This window comes from Rodentibacter sp. JRC1 (assembly GCF_020521555.1).
Lineage (GTDB): Bacteria > Pseudomonadota > Gammaproteobacteria > Enterobacterales > Pasteurellaceae > Rodentibacter > Rodentibacter abscessus.
On record NZ_BPWA01000001.1, the window covers coordinates 1,379,151 to 1,402,435 of the forward strand.

The following is a 23,285-nucleotide window of genomic DNA, read 5'->3' on the forward strand; positions in this document are numbered from 1 at the left end:
CAATTTGACCGCATTTTTTTATAGAAAAATTGACAATCTCTTTACAAAAAAAGTTATAAAAATCATACAACTTATTGTTTCTTAATAGTATAATCCGCTAGGTTTTAAAAGGTTATACTGATGGATAACCAGAAAATCCAAAGGTGGTTTATTATAGAGTGAGGAATTGTGAAAACATTTTGCACTGAGTAAGTAATCTATGTTTTGTTGGATCAATTAAAGGAATGTTATGAATAAGATATTTAAAGTGATTTGGAGCCACACAACTCAAACTTGGGTTGTCGTTTCTGAACTAGATAAAGCCGAAGGCAAAACAAAATCAACGAAAAAATCGACCGCACTTTCGATGCTTGCGGTTTCTTTAGTTACCGCCGGGGCAACCATGATTGGTGGACAAGCCTTGGCGGCGAATATTGAGATTAATACCGCAAAAGAAGCTTCCGCTACAGGAACGGAGGCTATAGCTATTGGTGCTGATGCTAATGCTTCAGATGTGAATAGTATTGCAGTGGGCGTGAATGCAACGGCTAAGGCATTGGGCTCGACTTCAATTGGTTACAATGCAACTGCAGAAGGTATAAACAGCGTAGCGGTAGGCTCGAATGCCACATCGGGGCTTAATGCCAATGCTTTTGGCTTAGATTCCAATGCCAGTAGTTATCTCTCTACTGCTATAGGGCCGCATGCTGAAGCTCATGGTGAGTATTCTACTGCATTGGGGGAACGCGCTAACGCAATTGCTAACTTCTCAACAGCATTAGGTAGTACATCTTATGCTCGTGGAGAGTTATCTATTGCTATAGGACATTTAACTCAAGCAAATGGTACTAGTAGTTTGGCAATAAGTGATTTGGCTATAGCAGAAGGTAATTACAGCACGGCAATTGGTTTGGGAGCAAAAGTAAAAGGCAATAATTCTATCTCTGTTGGTACCGGTAGTGTTGTAAATGGCGATCATTCTACTGCGATAGGTTCTTATGCAAATGCTACCGGCGAGTTGGCTATTGCAATGGGCTATGATACTAACGCTGCTAATGGCGGAGATGTTGCTATCGGTAACAGTGCTAAATCTTCAGGTGGTCTATCAACCGCACTTGGACAAAGTTCTAACGCTTCAGGTTCTGAGTCAACAGCGCTAGGTTATTATGCAAGGGCAGAAGGTGGTAGTGCTGTTGCGGTTGGTTCAATTACTCTAGCGAATGTTTCCGGTGTAGCAGTAGGTGACCGGTCAACAGCTGATAATTATGCCACGGCAGTAGGTGCCGGCGCTAATGCAAGTAATGTTTGGGCGGTAGCTTTAGGTCATGATGCCAAAGCTACATTAATTGGTTCTGTGGCACTTGGTTACCAAGCTGAAACCACGGCAGGAGACCAAGTTGATAGTGCAACTATAAATAACATTACTTATCGTGGTTTTGCCGGATCATTAGCGAATACCGATTATGTTGTGTCTGTGGGTAAACAAGGGGCTGAACGCCAGCTCCAAAATGTAGCGGCGGGTAAAATTTCTAACACTTCTACCGACGCAATTAACGGTTCACAGCTTTATGCGGTGATAACCCAATCTAAGTGGAAAACAAATGTCGGCGGTAATACAGCTGAAGGGGCTAATACCACTCTTGCAGATGTCAATTTTGGCGATGAGGTCAATTTCCTCGGCGGCAAAGGCATAAACATTAACCGTACAGTTGAAACGGTAGAGGGTGTTGATACCGTGAATTACACTTTCAACGCACAGGTTGATGAGAAAACGATTAAATTTGATGGTGAAAAAATTGCCGCAAATACGACCGCACTTTCAAATCAGGATGGTAAAGTTGATACGCCAACTAATGGTGATAATCTCGTTAATGCGTCAACGGTTGCAGATGCGATTAATGATAGCGGTTGGAAAATCAAAGGTAATGGAGCTGAAACAGGCTTAGTGAACCCAGGCGATAATGTGAATTTTAATGCAGGTTCGGGGCTTAATGTGAAAGTAGAAGTCAACGGAAATAATGGCTTTAATGTAACTTACGCTCTAGCAAATACCACCGCTAACGTTATTGATGGTAAAGCGAATGTGACGGATGGTAATGCTGTTCTAAACGGAACACAGGTCGCTGATTTAGTTAACAATGCTTCATTTAATATCACTACAGCAAAAAATAATGATGATATTGATGAAAGTAAAAATGACAGAGAAAGTACCATCAAAGCAGGCGATAAAATCACCTATATCGCAGGTAATAACTTAGAAGTCAAAAAAGAAGGTTCTAATATTACCTATGCATTATCGAGAAATGTTAATGTTACGGAAAACCTAACTGTAAAAGGCAACACCACATTAGGTAATTTAGCTGTTAGACCGAACTCAACCATTAATATGGGCGATAATATAATCCATAATGTGAGTGCAGGTGTCGCCGATACGGATGCGGTAAATGTTAGCCAGTTGAAAGATACAATTTCCAAGTCTAAAACAGAAGTAAAAGCGGGTGATGGTATTTCGGTTGCGAAAACGGCTAATGGTACGGCAGATGTTTATACAGTAAGTGTAAACAACACAACAGGATCGGTAAATCCAAATGGTAACGTTTCTGTTGCTAATAAAGATAACTACTTGAAAGCCGGCGAAGTCGAGAAGTTGGTCAATGGTACATTCTGGAAACTGGGCGATAATAACGGCACGGTGAAACATAATGTTACTGCGGGCAACCAAGTGGACTTTGTAAATGGTAAGGGGACTACTTCTGTAGTAACACAAGAAGCTAACGGTAAAAATAGCGTTAGTTTTGATGTGAAAGTTGATGATACAACAACCAAAATTATTGATGGTAACGTTTCTGTCGCTACCGGTGATATTAGCCCGATTAGTGATTTAAATGCTCAAAATGCAGGAAAGGTTGAGTTCAATACCGGGAATGGTGCTATTGCCGAAGTTGAGGATGTTGCTAACGCAATTAATGGTAGCGGTTGGATAACGAATACGACTAACGGCGATAAAGTTATGATTAATCCGGGTGATGCGGTTAATTATGTGGATGGCAAAAACACTAAAGCTAACGTAACGAAAAACGCGAATGGTGGTGTTGACGTAACTTATGATGTAGATATCAGTGATGCTTCGCATAATATTACGGTAAATAAAACAAATGATGATGTTACTTCAACATCAACTCCTACTCTAACCGAAGTTAAGCCGAGTAATACGATTGTTTATGCTGCGGGCAAAAATCTAGAAGTTAATCAAAATGGACATACTATTACTTATGGTTTATCTAAAGATATTAGTGTCGATAGTATTGGCTTTAATAAAGGTGGCGCTAAGATTGAGGGTACGGATAGCGGAGATATCAAAGTCAGTAACTCTACAGGCGGGCCTGCGAAAATTACTAATGTTGCAGCGGGTGAAGCTCCAACCGATGCGGTGAACGTATCTCAGTTAAATAAGGTGGCCGGGAAATTAGAGAATAAAATTGGAAGATTAGACGGCAAGATCAATAAAAACAAAAAGCAAAGTAATGCTGGTATTGCATCTGTTGCTGCGATGGCAAATATTCCACAAGTATTTATTCCGGGTAAATCCGGTGTAGGTGTTGGGGTGGGGGCTCGTGATGGACAGTCGGCGATTGCGGTCGGTTATTCACGTGCATCCGACAACGGTAAACACATTATTAAATTCTCAGCCGGTATGGATAGCCAAAGTAAATCTACTTTTGGTGCGGGTTATATGTATCAGTGGTAAGTTACCCAATAAAATAATCTTACTTAGAAAGATTAGATTGTGATAACAAAAAAGGACTGTTTTCGATATATTATCGACTTCAGTCCTTTTCTTCTTTAGCGATATTCCTCGTTTTTCATTATCATCATGATTTTGGGATTTGGCTTAGTGTTAATAAGATTAAAAAAACAACCCCAAAACTGACCGCACTTTGAACTGTACAGATAATTTAAATATTGAGCCCTGTTTCATATGGCTCAAATTTTTTAAACTTAATTTAACCCGTTTTTCATTGTAATAACGAAGCACATTATCAAAGTAGTTGTTTTGACGGCTCATGCTCCGAATCTCATAGGGCATGCCATCTTCGCTAATCAGCATTAGTCGTACATCATTCTCTGTTTCAAGGTATTCTATCTGTCTTAACAGTACCTTGATATCAGTAGAGTCTTTAACTTTTTCCGCACCGTCATTTTTTTATTTTTTAGCTTGCGAAAAAAATAAAAATCTCTAAAATGAACGCCCGTTCATTATGGTGGTCAGTCTTGATCTCCTTTCTTAAATTTAACTTAAGGTTTTTTATGCGGCATTCTAAAACGGATTTAGCCGAGCAGATTTTTATGGCTACGGATCGCTTAATGGCAAAAGAGGGCTTAAACCAGCTTTCTATGCATAAATTGGCAAAAGAAGCTAATGTGGCGGCCGGCACGATTTATCTTTATTTTAAGAATAAAGATGAATTATTAGAGCAATTTGCAAAGCGTTTATTTGCTATGTTTATGGCGGCACTTGAGAAAGATTTTGATGAATTAAAATCTTTCTTTGAACAGTACCGCCGAATGTGGTGGAACATTTGGGAGTTTTTGCAAGATAACCCCACAGTGTTATCAAACTTAAGTCAATATGAACTTTTACCCGCTTTCTCCGAGATTTGTAGGGAGGTTGATAATAATAGTTGCTGGGAACGCTTTTGTTGGAATGCAAAAGCAGCCGGAGAACTTGTAATGGAATTACCGAATAAAATTCTCTTCCAGCTTAGTTTAGAAAGCGCGATGAATATTGCATCGGGAAGCAAATTTTTAAAGGTGGAATTGACCACCGATATTTTAGAAGCTGTGATTGAACGCACTTGGCGGTCAATTCAGAAGTAACAGTAGTCTTTAAATATTAACGGAGTTTTAAAAAAATGAGTCAAACTCAAACGAATAGACCAAAACGCTCACACGTTTTCTTTATGAAAATTATTTTAGTGGTGTTCGTCTTAATTTTTGCCGGTGTAATCGGCTTTAATGTACTTCGTAGCATTATGATTGGTGAAGCATTAGCCAATATGCCGGAAGCATCAAGTCCGGTTACCGCGCTTGAGGTGAAAGCAAGTGAGTGGACACCTGTGATTAATACAACGGGGCTTGTTCGTCCAAATCAAGGTGCAATGTTAAGCGCACAAAGTGTCGGCACGGTTTCTAACGTGTTAGTGAACAACGGACAACGTGTGAAAAAGGGGGATTTATTGGTTGAGCTTGATAGTTCTGTTGAGCGTGCCAGTCTTCAAGCCGCACAAGCTCAATTGCCGGCACTACGTCAAACTTATCAACGTTATGTTTCTTTAATAAAAAGCAATGCAGTTTCCCGTCAAGAGCTGGAAAATGCTAAATCGGCTTATGATGCCCAAGTGGCGAATATTGAATCCTTAAAAGCGACAATTGAACGCCGTCAAATCGTTGCGCCTTTTGATGGACAAACAGGGATTGTGAAAGTGAATGTTGGTCAATATGTGAACGTGGGAACTGAAATCGTTCGGGTAGAAGATACCAGTTCAATGAAGATTGATTTTTCTATTTCACAAAATGAGTTGGATAAATTAACTCTCGGTCAACGTGTAACGGCAACAACGGATGCTCGTCAAGGGGAAACCTTTTCAGCACGCATTACGGCAATTGAACCTGCGATTAATTCTTCAACCGGTTTAGTGGATGTGCAGGCAACCTTTGATCAGGAAGACAGTCGTAAATTGCTTTCCGGTATGTTTTCCCGTTTGCGTGTCGCGCTTCCTACGGAAACCAACCAAATTGTCGTTCCGCAGGTAGCGATAAGCTACAATATGTATGGTGAAATTGCCTATTTGTTAGAACCGCTTTCTGAAGAGGATAAAGCAAAATTTGCCGATAATCCGAAATTAGATTCACTTTATCGTGCTAAACAAATCACGGTATTTACGAAAGATCGCCAAGGTATTTATTCTCAATTACAAGGCGATGAAGTAAAAGTCGGTGATAAAATTATTACCGGTGGGCAACAAGGTATTGGTAACGGTAGCCTTGTTGAGTTGATTAAAAAAGATATCGTTGGTGGTACTGAACCGGCGCAGAAAACCAATTTATAATACTTAGGAAAAACGAATGAAATTTACCGATATATTTATTCGTCGCCCTGTTTTAGCGGTTTCGATCAGCTTGCTTATCATTATTTTAGGTTTGCAAGCTATTTCGAAATTAGCGGTGCGTGAATATCCTAAAATGACAACGACGGTGATTACCGTCTCGACAGTTTATCCGGGGGCGGATGCGAACTTGATTCAGGCATTTGTTACCTCGAAATTAGAAGAATCTATCGCACAAGCGGATAATATTGATTATATGTCTTCTTCAAGTGCGCCAAGTTCTTCGACAATTACGGTCAAAATGAAATTAAATACGGATCCCGCAGGGGCATTGGCAGATGTATTGGCGAAAGTGAATGCGGTACGTTCCGAACTTCCAAGCGGGATCGAAGATCCGACTGTTGCCTCCTCATCGGGTGGTTCAGGGATTATGTATATTAGTTTTCGTTCTAATAAATTAGATTCAAGCCAAGTTACGGACTATATCAACCGTGTGGTAAAACCTCAATTCTTTACCATTGAGGGGGTGGCTGAAGTTCAAATTTTCGGTGCGGCGGAATATGCATTACGTATTTGGCTTGATCCACAGAAAATGGCTGGTCAGAACTTATCGGCTTCGCAAGTAATGTCAGCGCTTTCTGCTAACAATATTCAAACGGCGGCAGGAAGTGATAACGGTTATTATGTGACTTACCGCAATAAAGTCGAGACAACGACAAAATCTGTTGAGCAGTTGGGCAACTTAATTGTGTCTTCTAATGGAAATAGTTTGGTTCGTTTGCGTGATATTGCCACCATTGAGCTCAACAAAGAGAGCGATAACTCACGGGCAACGGCAAATGGTTCGGATTCTGTGATATTATCGATTAACCCTACCTCTTCTGCAAATCCGTTAACAGTGGCTAAAAATATTCTTCCGTTATACGAAAGCATCAAAAAACAGCTTCCGGATAGTATGGAAAGCGATATTCTTTATGACCGCACTATTGCGATTAACAGTTCGATTAACGAGGTGGTAAAAACCATTATTGAAGCAACCGTTATCGTATTGGTAGTTATTTTAATGTTTATCGGTTCATTCCGTGCGATTTTGATTCCGATATTAACGATTCCGATTTCTTTAATCGGGGTATTGATGATGTTACAAAGTTTGGATTTTTCCATTAACTTGATGACATTACTGGCATTAATTCTCGCCATCGGTTTGGTGGTGGATGATGCTATCGTTGTACTTGAGAACGTTGACCGCCATATAAAAGAAGGTGAAACGCCATTCCGTGCCGCAATCATTGGTACAAGGGAAATTGCCTTACCGGTTATTTCTATGACAATCTCTTTGATTGCCGTGTATTCTCCAATGGCATTGATGGGCGGGATTACGGGAACACTCTTTAAAGAGTTCGCGTTAACACTTGCCGGTGCGGTATTTATCTCCGGTATTGTCGCACTAACACTTTCTCCTATGATGTCGAGCAAGCTATTGAAATCCAATGCGGAACCTTCATGGCTGGAACGCAAAGTAGAACATACACTTTCCAAAGTAAATAATGTGTATAACTATATGCTTGATATCGTGATGCAGAATCGTAAATCTATGGTTTTATTTGCCGCTGCGATTTTTGCTACATTGCCGTTCTTATTTAATTCACTCTCCAGTGAATTGACGCCAAACGAAGATAAAGGCGGATTTATTGCAATCGGTTCCGCACCATCCGGTGTGAATGTAGATTACATTCAAGAAGCAATGAAACCTTATATGAAAACCGTGATGGATACGCCTGAAGTTTCTTTTGGTATGAGTATTGCAGGCGCACCAAGTTCTAACCAATCATTGAATATTGTGACATTAGAGGATTGGAAAAAACGTTCGCGTAAACAATCGGAAGTAATGAATGAGTTAAATGAAAAGGCAAAAGCATTGCCTGAGGTTTCCGTCTCTGCGTTTAACTTCCCTGAAATTGATACAGGGGAACAGGGGCCACCGGTTTCTATCGTATTAAAAACGGCGCAGGACTATGAGGCTTTAGCCAATACGGCTGAGAAATTTTTGGCAGCAATGCGTGCATCAGGTAAGTTTGTTTATACCGATCTTGATTTGAAATACGATACGGCTCAAATGACGATTTCCGTAGATAAAGAAAAGGCCGGAACTTATGGTATTACAATGCAGCAAATTAGTAGTACCTTGGGAAGTTTCCTTTCCGGTGCTACGATCACTCGTGTAGATATTGATGGGCGTGCCTATAAAGTCATTTCGCAAGTAAAACGGGATGATCGTTTATCGCCGGAAAGTTTCAAAAATTACTACTTAAATGCAAGTAACGGGGAATCCGTGCCGCTAAGTAGTTTAGTCACCATGAAACTTGAAACGCAACCGACATCATTACCGCGTTTCAGTCAGTTGAATTCTGCAACGATTGAAGCCGTACCAATGCCGGGAACATCAACAGGTGATGCGGTGGCTTGGCTACAACAGCATGCAGATACGACATTACCACAGGGCTATACTTACGATTTCCGTTCCGAATCCCGTCAGTTGGTTCAAGAAGGAAATGCGCTTGCGGTAACTTTTGCATTAGCAGTGGTTATTATCTTCTTGGTATTAGCGATTCAGTTTGAATCGGTTCGTGACCCAATGGTGATTATGATTTCCGTACCGTTGGCGGTGAGCGGTGCGTTATTAATGCTTAACTTCTTATCCTTCTTCGGTATTTCAGGAACAACGTTGAATATTTATTCCCAAGTCGGTTTAATTACGTTGGTCGGATTGATAACAAAACACGGTATCTTGATGTGTGAAGTAGCGAAAGAAGAGCAATTACTACACGGTAAAAATCGTATTGACGCTATTACTACCGCAGCTAAAGTGCGTTTGCGCCCTATTTTAATGACGACCGGTGCGATGGTGGCGGGTTTGATTCCGTTACTTTATGCAACAGGTGCGGGAGCGGTATCCCGTTTCAGTATCGGTATCGTTATCGTGGCGGGCTTATCAATCGGTACAATCTTTACTTTGTTTGTATTACCGGTGGTTTATAGCTATGTTGCGACAGAGCACAAACCATTACCTGTGTTTGAAGAAACCGAAACCAAATCGGCTCATTAATAAAACACCTTAAAGTTTAACCGCACTTTGGGAAATCGAAGTGCGGTTTTTTTATTAAAACGAAGCGATAAAAAACCGCACATTAAAGTGCGGTTGATTTAGACTGATTTTTTTATTTTTTTGAAGCGACGTAAAGTTCCATCGCTTCAGGCAATAAGCGTCGTAAGTTTTCTTGGCGATTTTCATCTGTCGGGTGGGTGGAAGCAAGTGCATCCAACATACCTTTTGAACCGCCGGAAGTTTTTTTCATTTTATCCCATAATCCCGGTGCGGCTTGCGGATTAAAACCTGATTTTGCCATCAACATTAAACCCACTTCATCCGCTTCGGTTTCTGCGCTACGTGAATAAGGTTTATCTAGTGCAAAATCTTTCGTTAAACTGACAGCGACTCCGCTTAAATCAGAGCCTATTACAGTAGAAAGTGCAACATGTCCCAATTGCGCAGCAATTCCCGTCGCCATACCGAAATTGGCTTTTGCTTTACCGTGTTCTTTTAAAGCGTGCGCCATTTCATGTCCCATTACGGTGGCGATTTCATCATCATTCAGTCTTAATGTATCCACTAATCCCGTATAAAACGCCATTTTACCGCCCGGCATTGCCCAAGCATTTAATTCTTTCGATTTAATCACGGTAATTTGCCAGTTAAAAGGTTGTCCCGTTTGATTTTCTTTATTGGCATAAGGCACCATTTTATTGAAAATACGATGAACACGTTTTGCGGTTTGAGAGGACGTATCAACCGCACCTTGGCTGCGGATTCTCCCCATTTCCTGCATATAGCTTGAAGCCGCTTGTTGATTGATAGAGGCTGAATCGGCACAAGCATTTAAAACAAGAGCCGCCGCAGTTGCAAAAGCAAAAGATTTAATGTGTTTTTTCATTTTGGGTTCCTTATGTGAATGTAAGCATTAAAACCTGTCAAATTATAAGTAAACCAAACTTCATTTGTCTAATAAAAAAACAATTGAGTTTTGTTTTTGCACTATTATAATAGTGCAAAATTTTAATTTAAGAGACTTATCTATGGAACAACAAAAATCTCCTTCTTTACTTGGTGGTGCGATGATTATCGCAGGTACGGCGGTTGGTGCCGGTATGTTGGCTAACCCTACTTCTACTGCCGGTGTATGGTTTATCGGCTCTGTTCTTGCATTGATTTATACCTGGTTTTGTATGACCACGTCAGGCCTTATGATCTTAGAGGCAAATTTACATTATCCGACAGGCTCAAGTTTCGATACCATTGTGAAAGATTTACTTGGCAAAGGTTGGAACGTGGTGAACGGTTTATCGGTGGCATTCGTGCTTTATATTTTGACTTATGCTTATATCACATCCGGCGGTGGCATTACGCAAAATTTATTAAATCAAGTTCTTGGTTCTTCGGAAAGTGCGGTTGATATTGGACGAACTTCGGGTTCTCTCATTTTTTGTATTGTATTAGCTGTGTTTGTGTGGCTTTCTACGAAAGCGGTGGATCGTTTTACAACAATTCTTATCGGCGGAATGGTGATCGCTTTTTTCTTTTCTACCGCAGGGTTATTAGGATCAATAAAAAGCGAAGTGTTATTCAATACGATTGCACAAGGCGAGCAACAATATTTACCTTATTTATTGACCGCACTTCCTGTGTGTTTGGTTTCTTTCGGTTTCCACGGCAATGTGCCTAGTCTGGTGAAATACTATAATCGTGATGGCAAACGTGTGATGAGAGCGATCTTTATCGGCACGGGATTAGCATTGGTGATTTATATTTTATGGCAGCTTGCCATTCAAGGTAATTTACCGCGTAGCGAATTTGCGCCGGTAATTGAAAAAGGCGGGGACGTCTCTGCATTACTTGAAGCTTTACACAAATATATTGAAACGGATTATATTGCCGTTATTCTGAACTTCTTTGCTTATATGGCGATTGCCAGTTCTTTTTTAGGGGTAACGCTGGGGTTGTTTGACTATATCGCGGATTTATTTAAACTTGACGATAGCTTAACGGGCAGAAGCAAGACGACTTTAATTACATTTTTACCGCCATTATTGTTAAGCCTTCAATTTCCTTATGGTTTCGTGATTGCGATCGGCTATGCCGGATTAGCAGCGACAATTTGGGCTGCCATTGTGCCGGCATTACTTGCTCGAGCTTGTCGCCAAAAATTTCCGAATGCGACTTATAAAGTCTATGGCGGAAGTTTTATGATTGGTTTTATCATTCTTTTCGGTGTGCTGAATATTGTGGCGCAGGTAGGCGCAAACTTAGGCTGGTTTGCAAGTTTTAGCGGATAAATTTATTTGATAGGATTGTAGGGGCGTATTGTATATGCGCCCTTTTGATTTTTGAGTTAGAGGAATGCAATATTTCCACAGGAAGAGGCAATGAATAATCAAACCAGCGTTTATGATAGAGAAAATTTCTTTGAACTTTACCAAAAACTCCGCGCCAATCCGATTAGCCTAAACGAGATAGTGGAAAAGCCCACAATGCTTTCATTTTTACCTGATCTTCAAGGTAAAAAATTGCTCGATCTCGGTTGTGGCACGGGGGCGCATTTGCAGCTTTATTTAGAACGAGGCGCAGAGAAGGTCGTAGGCGTGGATTTATCTGCCAATATGTTGAAACGGGCACAATCGGATTTAGAAAAGTGCGGTCGATTTCAAGGGCGTTTTTCATTGTATCAATTGGCGATGGAGAAGCTCCCAAATCTATCAGATAACAATTTTGATATTATTACCAGCTCTTTTGCTTTTCATTATGTACAAGATTTTCCTGCATTGTTAGCCGCAATTTTCAATAAACTCGCACCGAACGGCATGCTGATCTTTTCTCAGGAACATCCGATTACGACTTGCCATAAATCGGGAGAACGTTGGGAAAAGGATGAAAATAAACAACAAGTGGCTTATCGCTTGAATTATTATCGGGATGAAGGCGAACGGGATAGAAATTGGTTTAAACAACCTTTTAAAACCTATCACCGCACAATGGCAACAATTATTAATAACTTGATTTCAGCAGGTTTCCAGATTGAACAGATAGCAGAGCCTATGCTCGCCGAACAACCGAAGTGGCATTCGGAATTTAGAGATTTACAACATCGACCGGTATTGTTATTTGTGAAAGCCATAAAGAAATAAGGAGCAAAAATGACAAATCCAATTCACGATCTTGACGTATTATTAGCCTCAATGGAACCTCATCTCAATGAGGGCGTTTACTATTTTGCCACACTGAAACCGGAACAACATTTACCGCTTTCCGCCTTAATTGCGACCATCCGCGAGAAAGAAGGTTTATCTGTAGTGGTAACGGAAGAAACGGCAAAAAATTATCAGCTTGAGGCACAATTTAAAGCGGCTTGGATCACTTTAACCATTCATTCCGATCTCGCCGCCGTAGGGCTAACGGCTGCCTTTGCAAAAGTGCTGGGTGAGGCAAGAATCAGTTGTAATGTGGTAGCGGGAAATTTTCATGATCATATTTTTGTCCCTTATGAACAGGCGGAGCTTGCCATGGCGACATTACGTGAATTACAACGGGTGTCGGCTGAAAATAGCCAAAAATAAACTGGCATTTCACCGCACTTTATGGTATAAATCACGCCGCTCTTTTTCTTGTTAAAAAGAGCAAATTTAACTGAAATAACACACACATATCATCAAGGCTTCATCGGGGTGCCAAACGGTCGATGAGCTGATATGTGGAGGCTCAACCCCAATTAAAAGGAAAATATTATGGCACAAGTTTCAATGCGCGATATGATCAACGCGGGCGTACACTTCGGACACCAAACTCGTTACTGGAATCCACAAATGAAACCTTTCATTTTCGGTGCCCGTAATGGTGTTCACATCATCAATCTTGAAAAAACCTTACCTTTATTCAATGAAGCGCTGGCTGAATTAACTCGTATTGCGAGCAACAACGGTAAAGTTTTATTTGTTGGTACAAAACGCGCAGCATCCGAAGCAGTTCAAGCTGCAGCATTAGACTGTCAACAATATTATGTAAATCACCGTTGGTTAGGTGGTATGTTGACTAACTGGAAAACGGTTCGTCAATCAATTAAACGTTTAAAAGATTTAGAAGCTCAATCTCAAGACGGTACTTTCGACAAATTAACCAAAAAAGAAGCGTTAATGCGTACCCGTGAGATGGAAAAACTTGAATTAAGCCTTGGCGGTATCAAAGATATGGGTGGCTTACCGGATGCATTATTCGTTATCGGTGCAGACCACGAACACATCGCAGTAAAAGAAGCAAACAACCTAGGTATTCCGGTATTTGCTATTGTTGATACCAACTCAACTCCGGCAGGCGTGGATTTTGTAATTCCGGGTAACGATGACGCAACCCGCGCAATCCAACTTTACGTCACTGCGGCAGCGGCGGCAGTGAAAGAAGGTCGTGGTAACGAAGCTCAAGTAGCTGAAGAATTAGCGGCAGACGCTGAATAATTCAAGTTATCGAAATAAGGCATAGCCCTTATTAATCAAAACGATTAATTGGCACAGGGGCTATAATTTAGTCCCTGTTATTTTATCTAAAAAGTCGGTGAAAAATAACCGCACTTTAAGACTGAGGATTTTAAAATGGCTGAAATCACAGCATCATTAGTAAAAGAACTTCGCGAACGTACCGGCGCGGGTATGATGGAATGTAAAAAAGCATTAGTTGAAGCTAACGGCGATATTGAGTTAGCAATCGACAATATGCGTAAATCCGGTCAAGCAAAAGCTGCGAAAAAAGCAGGTCGTGTGGCGGCTGAAGGTGTGATTCTTGCTCGTGTCGGCACAGGTTTCGGCGTATTGGTCGAAATGAACTGTGAAACCGACTTCGTAGCGAAAGATGCAGGATTCTTAGGTTTAGCAAATGAAGTGGCTGACTTTGCAGCAGCAAACAAAGGCACAACTATCGAACAATTACAGGCTCAATTTGAAGAAAAACGTGCTGCGTTGGTTGCAAAAATCGGTGAAAATATGACGATTCGCCGTGTTGCTTACTTAGAAGGACAAGTTCTTGCGCAATACTTACACGGTGCGAAAATCGGTGTATTAGTCGCAGGTGAAGGTTCTGAAGAAGAATTACGTAAAGTCGCAATGCACGTTGCGGCATCTAAACCGGAATTTGTAAATCCGGAAGATGTTTCTGCTGAAGTTGTTGAACACGAACGTCAAATTCAAATCGACATTGCAATCAACTCCGGTAAACCAAAAGAAATCGCAGAGAAAATGGTTGAAGGCCGTATGAAGAAATTCACCGGCGAAGTATCTTTAACCGGTCAAGCATTCGTTATGGATCCTTCCGTATCCGTTGGCGATTACTTAAAATCTGTCAATACCAAAGTAACCAACTTCATCCGTTTAGAAGTAGGCGAAGGTATTGAGAAAGTGGAAGAAGATTTTGCCGCAGAAGTAGCGAAAATCACCGGCGGTAACGCTTAATTTTCTTATTTTTTAGATATGAAAAAAGCCGATAATTTCTATCGGCTTTTTTTCTTTTTGTAAACTAAAAAATACCTTTTGTAAAGGTGCTTTTTAGGATGTCGTCTCGCAGTTGTACAAGATATTATTTCGGCTCTCTGCCACAGCTACATAATGTCGATTTTTACTATAACTGAACTTTAATAGCGCAGTATTTTTCCACAAATTCTATGATTTCAGGAGAAAATAAATGTTTTGATTTTTCCTTTAATTCATCAGAATATTTTAAATATTGATAACGATAGCCTATTATATATTGCACAGCCATAACCCGCGTAAGATTATGAGTAATTCGGCTGAGTTGTTCCTGTGAAAAATCCGTTGAGAATGGATTATTCTCTTTTTGTTTTATCAATCGGGTAAATTTATCTTTCTGTTTAGAAATTAATTGGTTAATTTTGAAAATATCAACCAATAGTGAATTATTCGTTATTGTATATATAATACTTTTTTCACGTTGGCGATAACTATAAAATAATCTATCTATTTCTAATACCTTAATATTAGAATCCGTTAAAAGGAAGTTGATAGTAAATAACGCATCCTCAGCTTTCAAACCTTCAGGAAAAAATAACTTATTTTCTTGTAAAGTTTTTGTTCGATATAAACCAAAGAAAACTGAAGGAAACCAATCACGACTTAATAAATTATGTAAAAATTGCTCGCCTGAACAAAGATAGATTTGGTTCTCTGAAACAGAATTAGATTCTGGTGGACGTTTATGTATTTCCCCCGATTCCATATATTCCATTTGTATCTGTCCTTTTAAAAAATCAACGTGGTATTGTTTGGCAAGTTCAATTAAAGAGGGAAAATTCGTTTCAATAATATAATCATCGGAATCTACAAAATAAATAAATTCTCCTTGGGCTAATTTTATACCTTGATTGCGGGAAATAGATAAGCCTTTATTATGCTGGTTTATGACAGTGATAAAGAGATAACGCCTAAAATATTGCTGAATAATTAAATCGCTAGTATCTGTTGAACCATCATTAATAAGAATAATTTCTTTATTAACGGATTGGTGAACCAGACTTTCCAAACATTCAACTAAATAATCCTCGACATTATAGACAGGAACAATAAAGGTTATATCATATTTGGCTGGCTGGCTGGCTGGCTGGCTGGCTGGCTGGCTGGCTGGCTGGCTGGCTGGCTGGCTGGCTGGCTGGCTGGATTGCGGTTGGCATTATTTCTCCTATTTGTTGTAGAAAACGGTTGGATTGTATCGTGCTTAAGGGCGAATATCTATTGCCGGATCGTCATCTTTGCGATATTTTCTATCAATTTTTTTCTGCAAACCGAAATCATCGTTATCCGCTTCATTAGAGAATAAATCCTTTTCTTGCGTGAGTTTTGGATTTTTTATCCCGATCCAATTTGCAATGCCTTCCAAGAAATTTAGGCCGGATTTAAATACTTTGTATTCGTGGCGTTGCGTATCATCAGAAGAAATCTTAAATAAAGGAATATCATGATGTTCACGACTGAAACAATTTTGATTGAACAATAGTACATTGTGTTTTTCATCTTGCTGATGGCATAAACCGTGGTCGGAAAGATAAATCATCGAAAAAGTGCGGTGCGTTTTTTGTCCGTTTTCTTGCAGCTGCTCATATACCTGCTTTAAAAAGTCATCGGTTTTTTTAATAGAAGAAATATAGCAGTTTAAATAATTAAATTTCGGCTCAATATCTTCATCTTTAAAAATTTTCGGATAATCTTCCAGACGATCGCAAGCTAACGGATGAGAACCGTAAATATGTAACAAGATAAAGCGTTTGCCTTGTGTCGGTGTTTCCAACACTTGGGTAAATTTCGGCAATAAGTCAAAATCGCTATAATTGGTGGAGTTAAAACTGCCGCCTTTTTTTAAGAAGATCATCTCATCTGATTTTGAGGCAAGGGAAGAAACCGGTGTATCAAATTCACCTAAAAAACCTTGGTTAGACAACCAATAGGTGTTGATGCCGGCTGATTTGATTAAGTCCACCAAACTTAACTCATAGCTCGGTTCCCATTTTTCTTTATCGGGAAGTGTGAACATTAGGCGTAGCGAGGCAATGGTGTTTGTCCCCGGCGAACGTAATCCGTCAATTAATGTACCCTTGGCATTCGACATAAAAGGCGTATTTTCAATAGGATAGCCATAGGCGTGATGATAATCTTTGCGTGCGCTTTCCCCCAGTACAATCACATAATCATCGTATCGGCTATTTTCTAAAGTGGATTTTCCCCAATTATCCGATTGCGACATCCGTTTTAATTTATTCATTTCATCATAAATTTTTACCGTGGAACCGATGGCTTCCTTTAACGGTTCGGCAAGAGGGAGGGAATAGGCGAAAAGCAATGTCGAAAGAGCGATAAATGTTTTGTTTCGATAAAATTTAATACCGAATTTGACCGCACTTTTATACTGTATAAATACCAAAGTGGGAATAGCAAAAGCGATGAGGTAACTACTCATTGGAATTTGCAACAAAAATTCTTTGGTTTCCAGCATATCCGTGGCGAAAATCGAGGCGATATATTGATAGCTCGGCGCACCGAAATTTAATCCTGTGGGGGTATAAATGGCGTATATGCAAGCAAGTGGAAACATAACAAAGTAGAAACTTTTTTTACTGCTGCTCAGTAGTAGAATAAGGGTTGCTGTGAGTAAAGTAAGCCAAATATTAGGGTGAGGGAACATCCCTGAGCCGATTAACATAAAATAAGCGGCTGCTATTGCGCAGGCAAAAATAAAAAGTGCGGTCAAAATCAGCGATGTTTTTTGTGTTTTCATATTATTTTTTCTTTGAAGTAAGAGTGTCTATTATCCATCTTTCAAATGTAATTTCCATCTTTAACTTCTTCACTCTTATTCGGTTATTTTATAAAATAGGGCGATTTTTTTAAGCCAAAAAAAGGAAAAGACAATGAGCCAACCGATTTATAAACGTATTTTATTGAAATTAAGTGGTGAAGCATTACAAGGCGATGAAGGATTTGGTATCGACCCTTCTATTCTCGATCGTATGGCATTAGAGATTAAAGAACTTGTCGAAATGGGGGTGGAAGTCGGTGTCGTGCTTGGCGGCGGTAACTTATTCCGTGGTGCAAAACTGGCCAAAGCAGGAATGAATCGTGTAGTCGGCGATCACATGGGAATGCTTGCCACCGTAATGAACGGTTTGGCGATGCGTGATGCTCTTCATCGTGCGGATGTTAATGCAAAATTAATGTCTGCCTTCCAGTTAAACGGTATTTGTGATACTTATAACTGGTCTGAAGCGATCAAAATGTTGCGTGAAAAACGCGTTGTGATTTTCTCAGCCGGTACAGGTAGTCCGTTTTTTACCACTGATTCCGCCGCTTGTTTACGTGGTATTGAAATTGAAGCGGACGTGGTGTTGAAAGCAACGAAAGTGGATGGGGTATATGATTGTGATCCGGCAAAAAATGCCGATGCAACACTTTATAAATCCCTCACTTATGCAGAAGTGATTGATAAGGAATTACAAGTAATGGATTTAGCCGCCTTCACACTTGCCCGTGATCATGGTATGCCGATTCGGGTGTTCAATATGGGAAGAGCCGGGGCATTACGCAATGTAGTTTTAGGTACTGATGAAGGCACAACAATTTGCTAGTACGAAATTGAATATAAAACGGTGGAATAAGATTCTGCCGTTTTTCATTTAAGCGAGATTCGTTTATCGCCGATGATAAAACAATTCAAAAATAGTAAAAAATCCAGTAAAATCACCCCGTTTTATTTTTAGCTAAATATAAAAGGACAATGTTATGATTAATGAAATTAGACAAGATGCCGAACAGCGTATGGAAAAAAGCATCGAAGCATTGAAGGGACATATCGCTAAAATCCGTACAGGTCGTGCACAGCCAAGCTTATTAGATGCGATCCAAGTGGAATATTACGGTGCGGCGACCCCTCTTCGTCAGTTGGCAAATGTAGTGGCTGAAGATGCCCGTACATTGGCGGTAACGGTGTTTGATCGTTCATTAATCGGCGCGGTAGAGAAAGCGATTTTAACTTCTGATTTGGGCTTAAATCCCTCTTCTGCCGGTACTACAATCCGTGTGCCGCTTCCGCCGTTAACGGAAGAACGTCGCCGTGATTTGATTAAAATCGTGAAAGGCGAGGGAGAACAAGGCAAAGTGGCGATTCGTAACGTGCGTCGTGATGCGAATGATAAAATCAAAGCCTTGTTGAAAGATAAAGAAATCAGTGAAAATGATCAGCATAAAGGCGAAGAAGTGATCCAAAAATTAACTGACCAATATATCAAAAAAGTTGATGAAATTTTGGCGGATAAAGAAAAAGAATTAATGGATTTCTAATTTTCTGAACCGATTATTGGGGCAGACCTCGTGTCTGCCCTTGTTCTATTCTTATTTTTCAAAGTGCAGTTAATATTTTATGCAAAGACAAAATATCGTGATTTTAGGGGCGACAGGATCTATCGGACAAAACACCTTATCGGTGATTGAACATAATCCTGAAAAATACCACGCCTTTGCGCTTGTCGGAGGCAAAAATGTGGAATCTATGTTTGAAAAATGCGTGAAATTTCAACCGCACTTTGCCGCACTTGATGATCTAAATGCCGCTAATGTATTGCGTGAAAAACTGAAAAAACAAGGCATTGCAACTGAAGTCTTGGCAGGGCAACACGCAATCTGTGAATTGGCGGCACACCCTGAAGCAGATCAAGTGATGGCGGCAATTGTGGGGGCTGCGGGGCTTCTTCCTACCTTGTCAGCGGTAAAAGCCGGTAAACGGGTTTTATTGGCGAACAAAGAAGCATTGGTGACTTGCGGGCAGATTTTTATTGATGCGGTAAAGGATGCAGGCGCAACCTTGCTGCCTGTAGATAGCGAACATAATGCGATTTTTCAATCCTTGCCACCGGAAGCGCAGAAAAAAATAGGCTTTTGCCCATTGAATGAATTAGGTATCAGCAAAATTGTGTTGACCGGTTCCGGCGGACCTTTTCGTTACATGCCATTAAATGAGTTCGTCAATATCACACCGGAGCAGGCCGTAGCGCACCCGAATTGGTCTATGGGGAAAAAGATTTCAGTGGATTCCGCCACGATGATGAATAAAGGGTTGGAATATATTGAAGCCCGCTGGTTATTTAATGCGAATGCTGATGAGATGGAAGTGATTATTCACCCGCAATCCATTATCCATTCTATGGTGCGTTATGTGGACGGTTCGGTGATTGCACAAATGGGAAATCCCGATATGCGAACACCGATTGCGGAAACTATGGCGTATCCACTGCGCACTTTTGCCGGGGTTGAACCTTTAGATTTCTTTAAAATCAAAGAACTGACGTTTATTGAACCGGATTTTAATCGTTACCCTAACTTAAAACTTGCAATGGATGCATTTGCGGAAGGGCAGTATGCGACAACGGCAATGAATGCGGCAAATGAAGTGGCGGTACAAGCCTTTCTGGAACGCCGAATTTCCTTTACTGATATTGCCCGTATTAACCGTGAATCCGTAGCGAAAATGACACATACAACCATTGTAACGATTGATGATGTGTTAGCGGTGGATGCTCAAGCCCGTGTTATTGCACAGCAACTCGTGGTCGGTCACTAAAAGTGCGGTCGTAAATAATTTCATTTTATGATAGAACTCGATAAGAATAATATTCCTGAGCACGTCGCCATTATCATGGATGGCAACGGGCGTTGGGCAAAACAACGAAATAAACTACGTATATTCGGACACACCAATGGTGTTGCAGCGGTACGTCGAGCCGTAACTTATGCGTGCCAAATCGGTGTAAAAGTGCTGACCCTGTATGCTTTTAGCAGTGAAAACTGGAGCCGTCCGGAGAAAGAGGTCAGTGCATTAATGACCCTTTTTATGCAGGCTCTTGATCGAGAAGTGAAGAAATTGCATAAAAACGATATTCGTCTCAAAATTATCGGCGATACTTCTCGTTTTAGTGAAAAACTGCAAGAAAAAATCGCCAATGCTGAAAACTTAACGGAAAAAAATACCGCACTTACCTTAAATATTGCGGCAAATTACGGCGGCTGTTGGGATATTGTTCAAGCGGCTCAACAACTTGCAGTAAAAGTGAAAAATAACGAGATGTTGGTGGACGACATTACGGAGCAAGCTTTCCAACAACATTTAATCACACAAAATCAGCCTCAGGTGGATTTATTAATTCGTACTAGTGGAGAGCAGCGAATTAGCAACTTTTTGCTTTGGCAAATTGCTTATGCGGAACTCTGTTTTTTGGATGTATTGTGGCCTGATTTTTGCGAAAAAGAATTTAATCAAGCGATTGCCTGTTATCAACAACGTCATCGCCGTTTCGGTGGGACAGAATAAAGCGGAGATTTTATGCTTAAAGAACGAGTTTTGTCGGCTATTGTACTTATTGCGCTGGTGTTATGCGCTTTGTTCTTATTTACCCCTTTTTATTTTGCCTTAGCTTTGGGGGGCGTTGCCACACTGGGAATATGGGAATGGACGCAATTTGCACGTTTTAAACAACCTTTAGTGCGTTTTTGTATCGCGGTCTTTCTCGGGGCATTTATTTTTTTATGGATTTTTACCGAAAGTAATTATCTTGATGCAGGGCGGGTATTTGAACATTACTTATCACTTTTATTAATTAATTCCGTAGGTTGGTGGGTGCTAGCATTAGTGTTAGTTATTACTTATCCTACCTCGGCGAAGTATTGGAGCAAAAATAAACCGCTTCAACTGCTTTTTGCTTTTTCAACGCTAATTCCCTTTGTTGCCGCTGTATTGCGCTTGCGTTTGGATAATTACACGCAAGATCCTTATCACGGCTTATTTTTACTTCTTTATGTGTTTGTCTTAGTTTGGGCGGCAGATTCCGGGGCATATTTTGCCGGTCGTGCTTTTGGTAAACATAAGCTAGCACCGAAAGTTTCACCGGGTAAAACTTGGGAAGGCGTGTTGGGCGGTTTAATCACTGCGGCGGTTCTTGCTTTTGTATTTATTCATTTTTCAGGTGAGCGCTTATTGGGAAATCGGGCAATGTTCGGTTTTGTTATACTTTCCGTCATTACTGTTGCTATTTCTGTTTTGGGTGATTTAACGGAAAGTATGTTCAAACGTGAATCCGGCATCAAAGATAGTAGCCAACTTATTCCGGGGCATGGTGGTGTGTTGGATCGTATTGATAGTTTAACGGCTGCCGTTCCATTTTTTTCTTATTTTTATTTCTTTGTATTGTAAGGGTTATTGATGTCATTTTTGTGGTCGCTTGGTGCTTTTCTTATTGCGATTTCCGTGTTGGTGGCAGTTCACGAGTTCGGGCATTTTTGGGCTGCGCGAAAGTGCGGTGTGAAAGTACATCGTTTTTCCATTGGCTTTGGAAAAGTGATTTGGCGGCGAACGGATAAACAAGGAACGGAATTTGCACTTTCCTTAATACCGCTCGGCGGCTATGTGAAAATGCTTGACGGACGGGCGGAAAACGTGCCGGAGGAATTGCAATCGCAAGCGTTCGATCAAAAATCCGTATTACAACGGGCGTTTATTATTGCGGCAGGTCCATTAGCGAATTTTATTTTTGCTATTTTGGCGTATTGGTTAATTTATTCTGTCGGCATTCCGAGTGTGAAACCTGTGATTGAAAATGTTTCACCTCATTCTATTGCGGCACAAGCGAAGATTGAGCCGAACTCTCAGATTATGGCGATTGACGGTGAAACCGCAGAGGATTGGGAAACCATCAATATGTTGCTGGCGGCAAAAGTGGGAACTTCCCAAGTTAATATTACTCTTTCACCTTTTGATTCTAATGTCACCTATGAAAAACAACTGGATTTATCCGATTGGACGTTTGATCCGGAAAAACAAAGTGCTTTTGAATCTTTGGGAATGAATCCGGTTCGTGCGAAGATCGAAATGACATTATCAAAAGTGGTGGAAAATTCGCCGGCACAAAAAGCAGGTTTACAGATTGGGGACAAAATTTTAAGTGAAAATCTGACCGCACTTAAATGGCAAGATTTTGTAAAACTGGTAGAACAAGGTGAGCCTTTCCCGATTAAGATTGAACGGAACGGACAAATTTTTGACAAAATTTTGCAACCGGAACAGAAAGAAATGCGTTGGTTTGTAGGCGTAAGCCCAACCTTTTTAAATATTGGGGAGCAGTATCGAACCGAATTAAAATATGATATTCTTGACGCCCTGTTTAAGGCGGGAGAAAAAACGGCTCAATTATCTTGGCTAACGATTAAAGTTATCGGTAAATTATTTACCGGTGATCTTTCTCTTAATAATTTAAGCGGCCCGATTTCAATTGCGAAAGGTGCGGGGGCATCTTCAAGCATTGGGTTTGTTTATTTCTTAAGTTTTATGGCACTTATTAGTGTGAATTTGGGGATTATGAATTTATTCCCGTTGCCGGTATTAGACGGAGGACATTTGGTTTTCTTGGCTGCGGAAGGTATTAGAAGAAAGCCTGTTTCGGAACAGGTTCAGAATTTAAGTTATCGCATTGGTGCGGCATTGCTATTAACCTTAATGGCTTTTGCACTTTTCAATGATTTCTTACGTTTATAAGTATTATTTTTTATTAATAGGAT

General features: G+C 40.4%; 18 protein-coding genes. 15 read left to right on the forward strand and 3 right to left on the reverse strand.

Going from position 1 to position 23,285, the window contains the following annotated elements; translation table 11 throughout:
• The first annotated feature begins 229 nt into the window (after positions 1 to 229).
• The 4 genes from HEMROJRC1_RS06410 (at position 230) to HEMROJRC1_RS06425 (ending at position 9,192) form a co-directional block, all read left to right on the forward strand.
• A complete protein-coding gene (locus HEMROJRC1_RS06410; RefSeq protein WP_226692149.1) occupies positions 230 to 3,727 on the forward strand; it encodes an ESPR-type extended signal peptide-containing protein in 3,498 nt (1,165 codons plus the stop codon).
• Between the two features lie 560 nt (positions 3,728 to 4,287).
• Positions 4,288 to 4,857: a TetR/AcrR family transcriptional regulator gene (locus tag HEMROJRC1_RS06415; protein ID WP_226692150.1), complete on the forward strand. Its 570-nt coding sequence runs from the start codon at positions 4,288 to 4,290 to the stop codon at positions 4,855 to 4,857.
• A 35-nt stretch (positions 4,858 to 4,892) separates the two neighbouring features.
• A complete protein-coding gene (locus tag HEMROJRC1_RS06420) occupies positions 4,893 to 6,089 on the forward strand; it encodes an efflux RND transporter periplasmic adaptor subunit (protein WP_226692151.1) in 1,197 nt (398 codons plus the stop codon).
• Positions 6,090 to 6,105: 16 nt separating this feature from the next.
• Positions 6,106 to 9,192: an efflux RND transporter permease subunit gene (locus HEMROJRC1_RS06425; protein ID WP_226692152.1), complete on the forward strand. Its 3,087-nt coding sequence runs from the start codon at positions 6,106 to 6,108 to the stop codon at positions 9,190 to 9,192.
• 112 nt (positions 9,193 to 9,304) lie between these two features.
• Here HEMROJRC1_RS06425 and HEMROJRC1_RS06430 read toward each other — a convergent pair whose 3' ends face one another.
• A complete protein-coding gene (locus HEMROJRC1_RS06430; protein WP_226692153.1) occupies positions 9,305 to 10,078 on the reverse strand; it encodes a M48 family metallopeptidase in 774 nt (257 codons plus the stop codon).
• 142 nt (positions 10,079 to 10,220) lie between these two features.
• Between HEMROJRC1_RS06430 and mtr the strand changes: the two genes are divergently transcribed.
• The 5 genes from mtr (at position 10,221) to tsf (ending at position 14,633) form a co-directional block, all read left to right on the forward strand.
• Positions 10,221 to 11,477: a tryptophan permease gene (mtr, locus tag HEMROJRC1_RS06435; protein WP_226692154.1), complete on the forward strand. Its 1,257-nt coding sequence runs from the start codon at positions 10,221 to 10,223 to the stop codon at positions 11,475 to 11,477.
• A gap of 90 nt (positions 11,478 to 11,567) precedes the next feature.
• Entirely contained in the window at positions 11,568 to 12,326 is a 759-nt protein-coding gene (locus HEMROJRC1_RS06440; protein ID WP_226692155.1) for a class I SAM-dependent methyltransferase, read from the forward strand.
• A 9-nt stretch (positions 12,327 to 12,335) separates the two neighbouring features.
• Positions 12,336 to 12,755, forward strand: coding sequence for an ACT domain-containing protein (locus tag HEMROJRC1_RS06445; RefSeq protein ID WP_226692156.1), 420 nt, complete (start codon positions 12,336 to 12,338; stop codon positions 12,753 to 12,755).
• 168 nt (positions 12,756 to 12,923) lie between these two features.
• Complete coding sequence (rpsB, locus tag HEMROJRC1_RS06450; RefSeq protein ID WP_194813011.1) at positions 12,924 to 13,646, forward strand: 30S ribosomal protein S2; 723 nt, start codon at positions 12,924 to 12,926, stop codon at positions 13,644 to 13,646.
• Between the two features lie 135 nt (positions 13,647 to 13,781).
• On the forward strand, positions 13,782 to 14,633 hold the full coding sequence (gene tsf / locus HEMROJRC1_RS06455; protein ID WP_226692157.1) for a translation elongation factor Ts: 852 nt from the start codon (positions 13,782 to 13,784) through the stop codon (positions 14,631 to 14,633).
• Between the two features lie 166 nt (positions 14,634 to 14,799).
• Here the strand turns inward: tsf and HEMROJRC1_RS06460 are convergent, their stop codons facing one another.
• Both HEMROJRC1_RS06460 and HEMROJRC1_RS06465 read right to left on the reverse strand, forming a co-directional pair.
• Positions 14,800 to 15,768, reverse strand: a complete 969-nt coding sequence (locus HEMROJRC1_RS06460) for a glycosyltransferase (protein ID WP_226692945.1) — start codon at positions 15,766 to 15,768, stop codon at positions 14,800 to 14,802.
• A gap of 141 nt (positions 15,769 to 15,909) precedes the next feature.
• Entirely contained in the window at positions 15,910 to 17,463 is a 1,554-nt protein-coding gene (locus HEMROJRC1_RS06465) for a phosphoethanolamine transferase (RefSeq protein ID WP_226692158.1), read from the reverse strand.
• 133 nt (positions 17,464 to 17,596) lie between these two features.
• Here HEMROJRC1_RS06465 and pyrH point away from each other — a divergent pair, with 133 nt between their 5' ends.
• From pyrH to rseP, 6 genes are all read left to right on the forward strand, one after another.
• Positions 17,597 to 18,310 (forward strand): UMP kinase, encoded by a 714-nt coding sequence (pyrH, locus tag HEMROJRC1_RS06470; RefSeq protein WP_226692159.1) that lies wholly within the window; start codon positions 17,597 to 17,599, stop codon positions 18,308 to 18,310.
• A gap of 154 nt (positions 18,311 to 18,464) precedes the next feature.
• The gene (frr, locus tag HEMROJRC1_RS06475; protein WP_226692160.1) at positions 18,465 to 19,022 is read left to right on the forward strand and encodes a ribosome recycling factor; all 558 of its coding nucleotides are present in this window, start codon (positions 18,465 to 18,467) and stop codon (positions 19,020 to 19,022) included.
• A 79-nt stretch (positions 19,023 to 19,101) separates the two neighbouring features.
• The gene (gene ispC, locus HEMROJRC1_RS06480; RefSeq protein ID WP_226692161.1) at positions 19,102 to 20,298 is read left to right on the forward strand and encodes a 1-deoxy-D-xylulose-5-phosphate reductoisomerase; all 1,197 of its coding nucleotides are present in this window, start codon (positions 19,102 to 19,104) and stop codon (positions 20,296 to 20,298) included.
• A gap of 27 nt (positions 20,299 to 20,325) precedes the next feature.
• Positions 20,326 to 21,045 carry a polyprenyl diphosphate synthase gene (uppS, locus tag HEMROJRC1_RS06485; RefSeq protein ID WP_226692162.1) on the forward strand — a complete coding sequence of 240 codons (720 nt, stop codon included), beginning with the start codon at positions 20,326 to 20,328 and terminating at the stop codon, positions 21,043 to 21,045.
• Between the two features lie 12 nt (positions 21,046 to 21,057).
• On the forward strand, positions 21,058 to 21,924 hold the full coding sequence (locus HEMROJRC1_RS06490) for a phosphatidate cytidylyltransferase (RefSeq protein ID WP_226692163.1): 867 nt from the start codon (positions 21,058 to 21,060) through the stop codon (positions 21,922 to 21,924).
• A gap of 9 nt (positions 21,925 to 21,933) precedes the next feature.
• Complete coding sequence (rseP, locus tag HEMROJRC1_RS06495) at positions 21,934 to 23,262, forward strand: sigma E protease regulator RseP (RefSeq protein ID WP_226692164.1); 1,329 nt, start codon at positions 21,934 to 21,936, stop codon at positions 23,260 to 23,262.
• Positions 23,263 to 23,285: the final 23 nt, after the last annotated feature.

What these genes read in the sequence shown, in the direction of transcription:
- HEMROJRC1_RS06410 (WP_226692149.1), top strand. Translation starts at nt 230, where the DNA reads ATGAATAAGATATTTAAAGTGATTTGGAGCCACACAACTCAAACTTGG.
- HEMROJRC1_RS06415 (WP_226692150.1), top strand. Translation starts at nt 4,288, where the DNA reads ATGCGGCATTCTAAAACGGATTTAGCCGAGCAGATTTTTATGGCTACG.
- HEMROJRC1_RS06420 (WP_226692151.1), top strand. Translation starts at nt 4,893, where the DNA reads ATGAGTCAAACTCAAACGAATAGACCAAAACGCTCACACGTTTTCTTT.
- HEMROJRC1_RS06425 (WP_226692152.1), top strand. Translation starts at nt 6,106, where the DNA reads ATGAAATTTACCGATATATTTATTCGTCGCCCTGTTTTAGCGGTTTCG.
- HEMROJRC1_RS06430 (WP_226692153.1), bottom strand. Translation starts at nt 10,078, where the DNA reads ATGAAAAAACACATTAAATCTTTTGCTTTTGCAACTGCGGCGGCTCTT.
- mtr (WP_226692154.1), top strand. Translation starts at nt 10,221, where the DNA reads ATGGAACAACAAAAATCTCCTTCTTTACTTGGTGGTGCGATGATTATC.
- HEMROJRC1_RS06440 (WP_226692155.1), top strand. Translation starts at nt 11,568, where the DNA reads ATGAATAATCAAACCAGCGTTTATGATAGAGAAAATTTCTTTGAACTT.
- HEMROJRC1_RS06445 (WP_226692156.1), top strand. Translation starts at nt 12,336, where the DNA reads ATGACAAATCCAATTCACGATCTTGACGTATTATTAGCCTCAATGGAA.
- rpsB (WP_194813011.1), top strand. Translation starts at nt 12,924, where the DNA reads ATGGCACAAGTTTCAATGCGCGATATGATCAACGCGGGCGTACACTTC.
- tsf (WP_226692157.1), top strand. Translation starts at nt 13,782, where the DNA reads ATGGCTGAAATCACAGCATCATTAGTAAAAGAACTTCGCGAACGTACC.
- HEMROJRC1_RS06465 (WP_226692158.1), bottom strand. Translation starts at nt 17,463, where the DNA reads ATGAAAACACAAAAAACATCGCTGATTTTGACCGCACTTTTTATTTTT.
- pyrH (WP_226692159.1), top strand. Translation starts at nt 17,597, where the DNA reads ATGAGCCAACCGATTTATAAACGTATTTTATTGAAATTAAGTGGTGAA.
- frr (WP_226692160.1), top strand. Translation starts at nt 18,465, where the DNA reads ATGATTAATGAAATTAGACAAGATGCCGAACAGCGTATGGAAAAAAGC.
- ispC (WP_226692161.1), top strand. Translation starts at nt 19,102, where the DNA reads ATGCAAAGACAAAATATCGTGATTTTAGGGGCGACAGGATCTATCGGA.
- uppS (WP_226692162.1), top strand. Translation starts at nt 20,326, where the DNA reads ATGATAGAACTCGATAAGAATAATATTCCTGAGCACGTCGCCATTATC.
- HEMROJRC1_RS06490 (WP_226692163.1), top strand. Translation starts at nt 21,058, where the DNA reads ATGCTTAAAGAACGAGTTTTGTCGGCTATTGTACTTATTGCGCTGGTG.
- rseP (WP_226692164.1), top strand. Translation starts at nt 21,934, where the DNA reads ATGTCATTTTTGTGGTCGCTTGGTGCTTTTCTTATTGCGATTTCCGTG.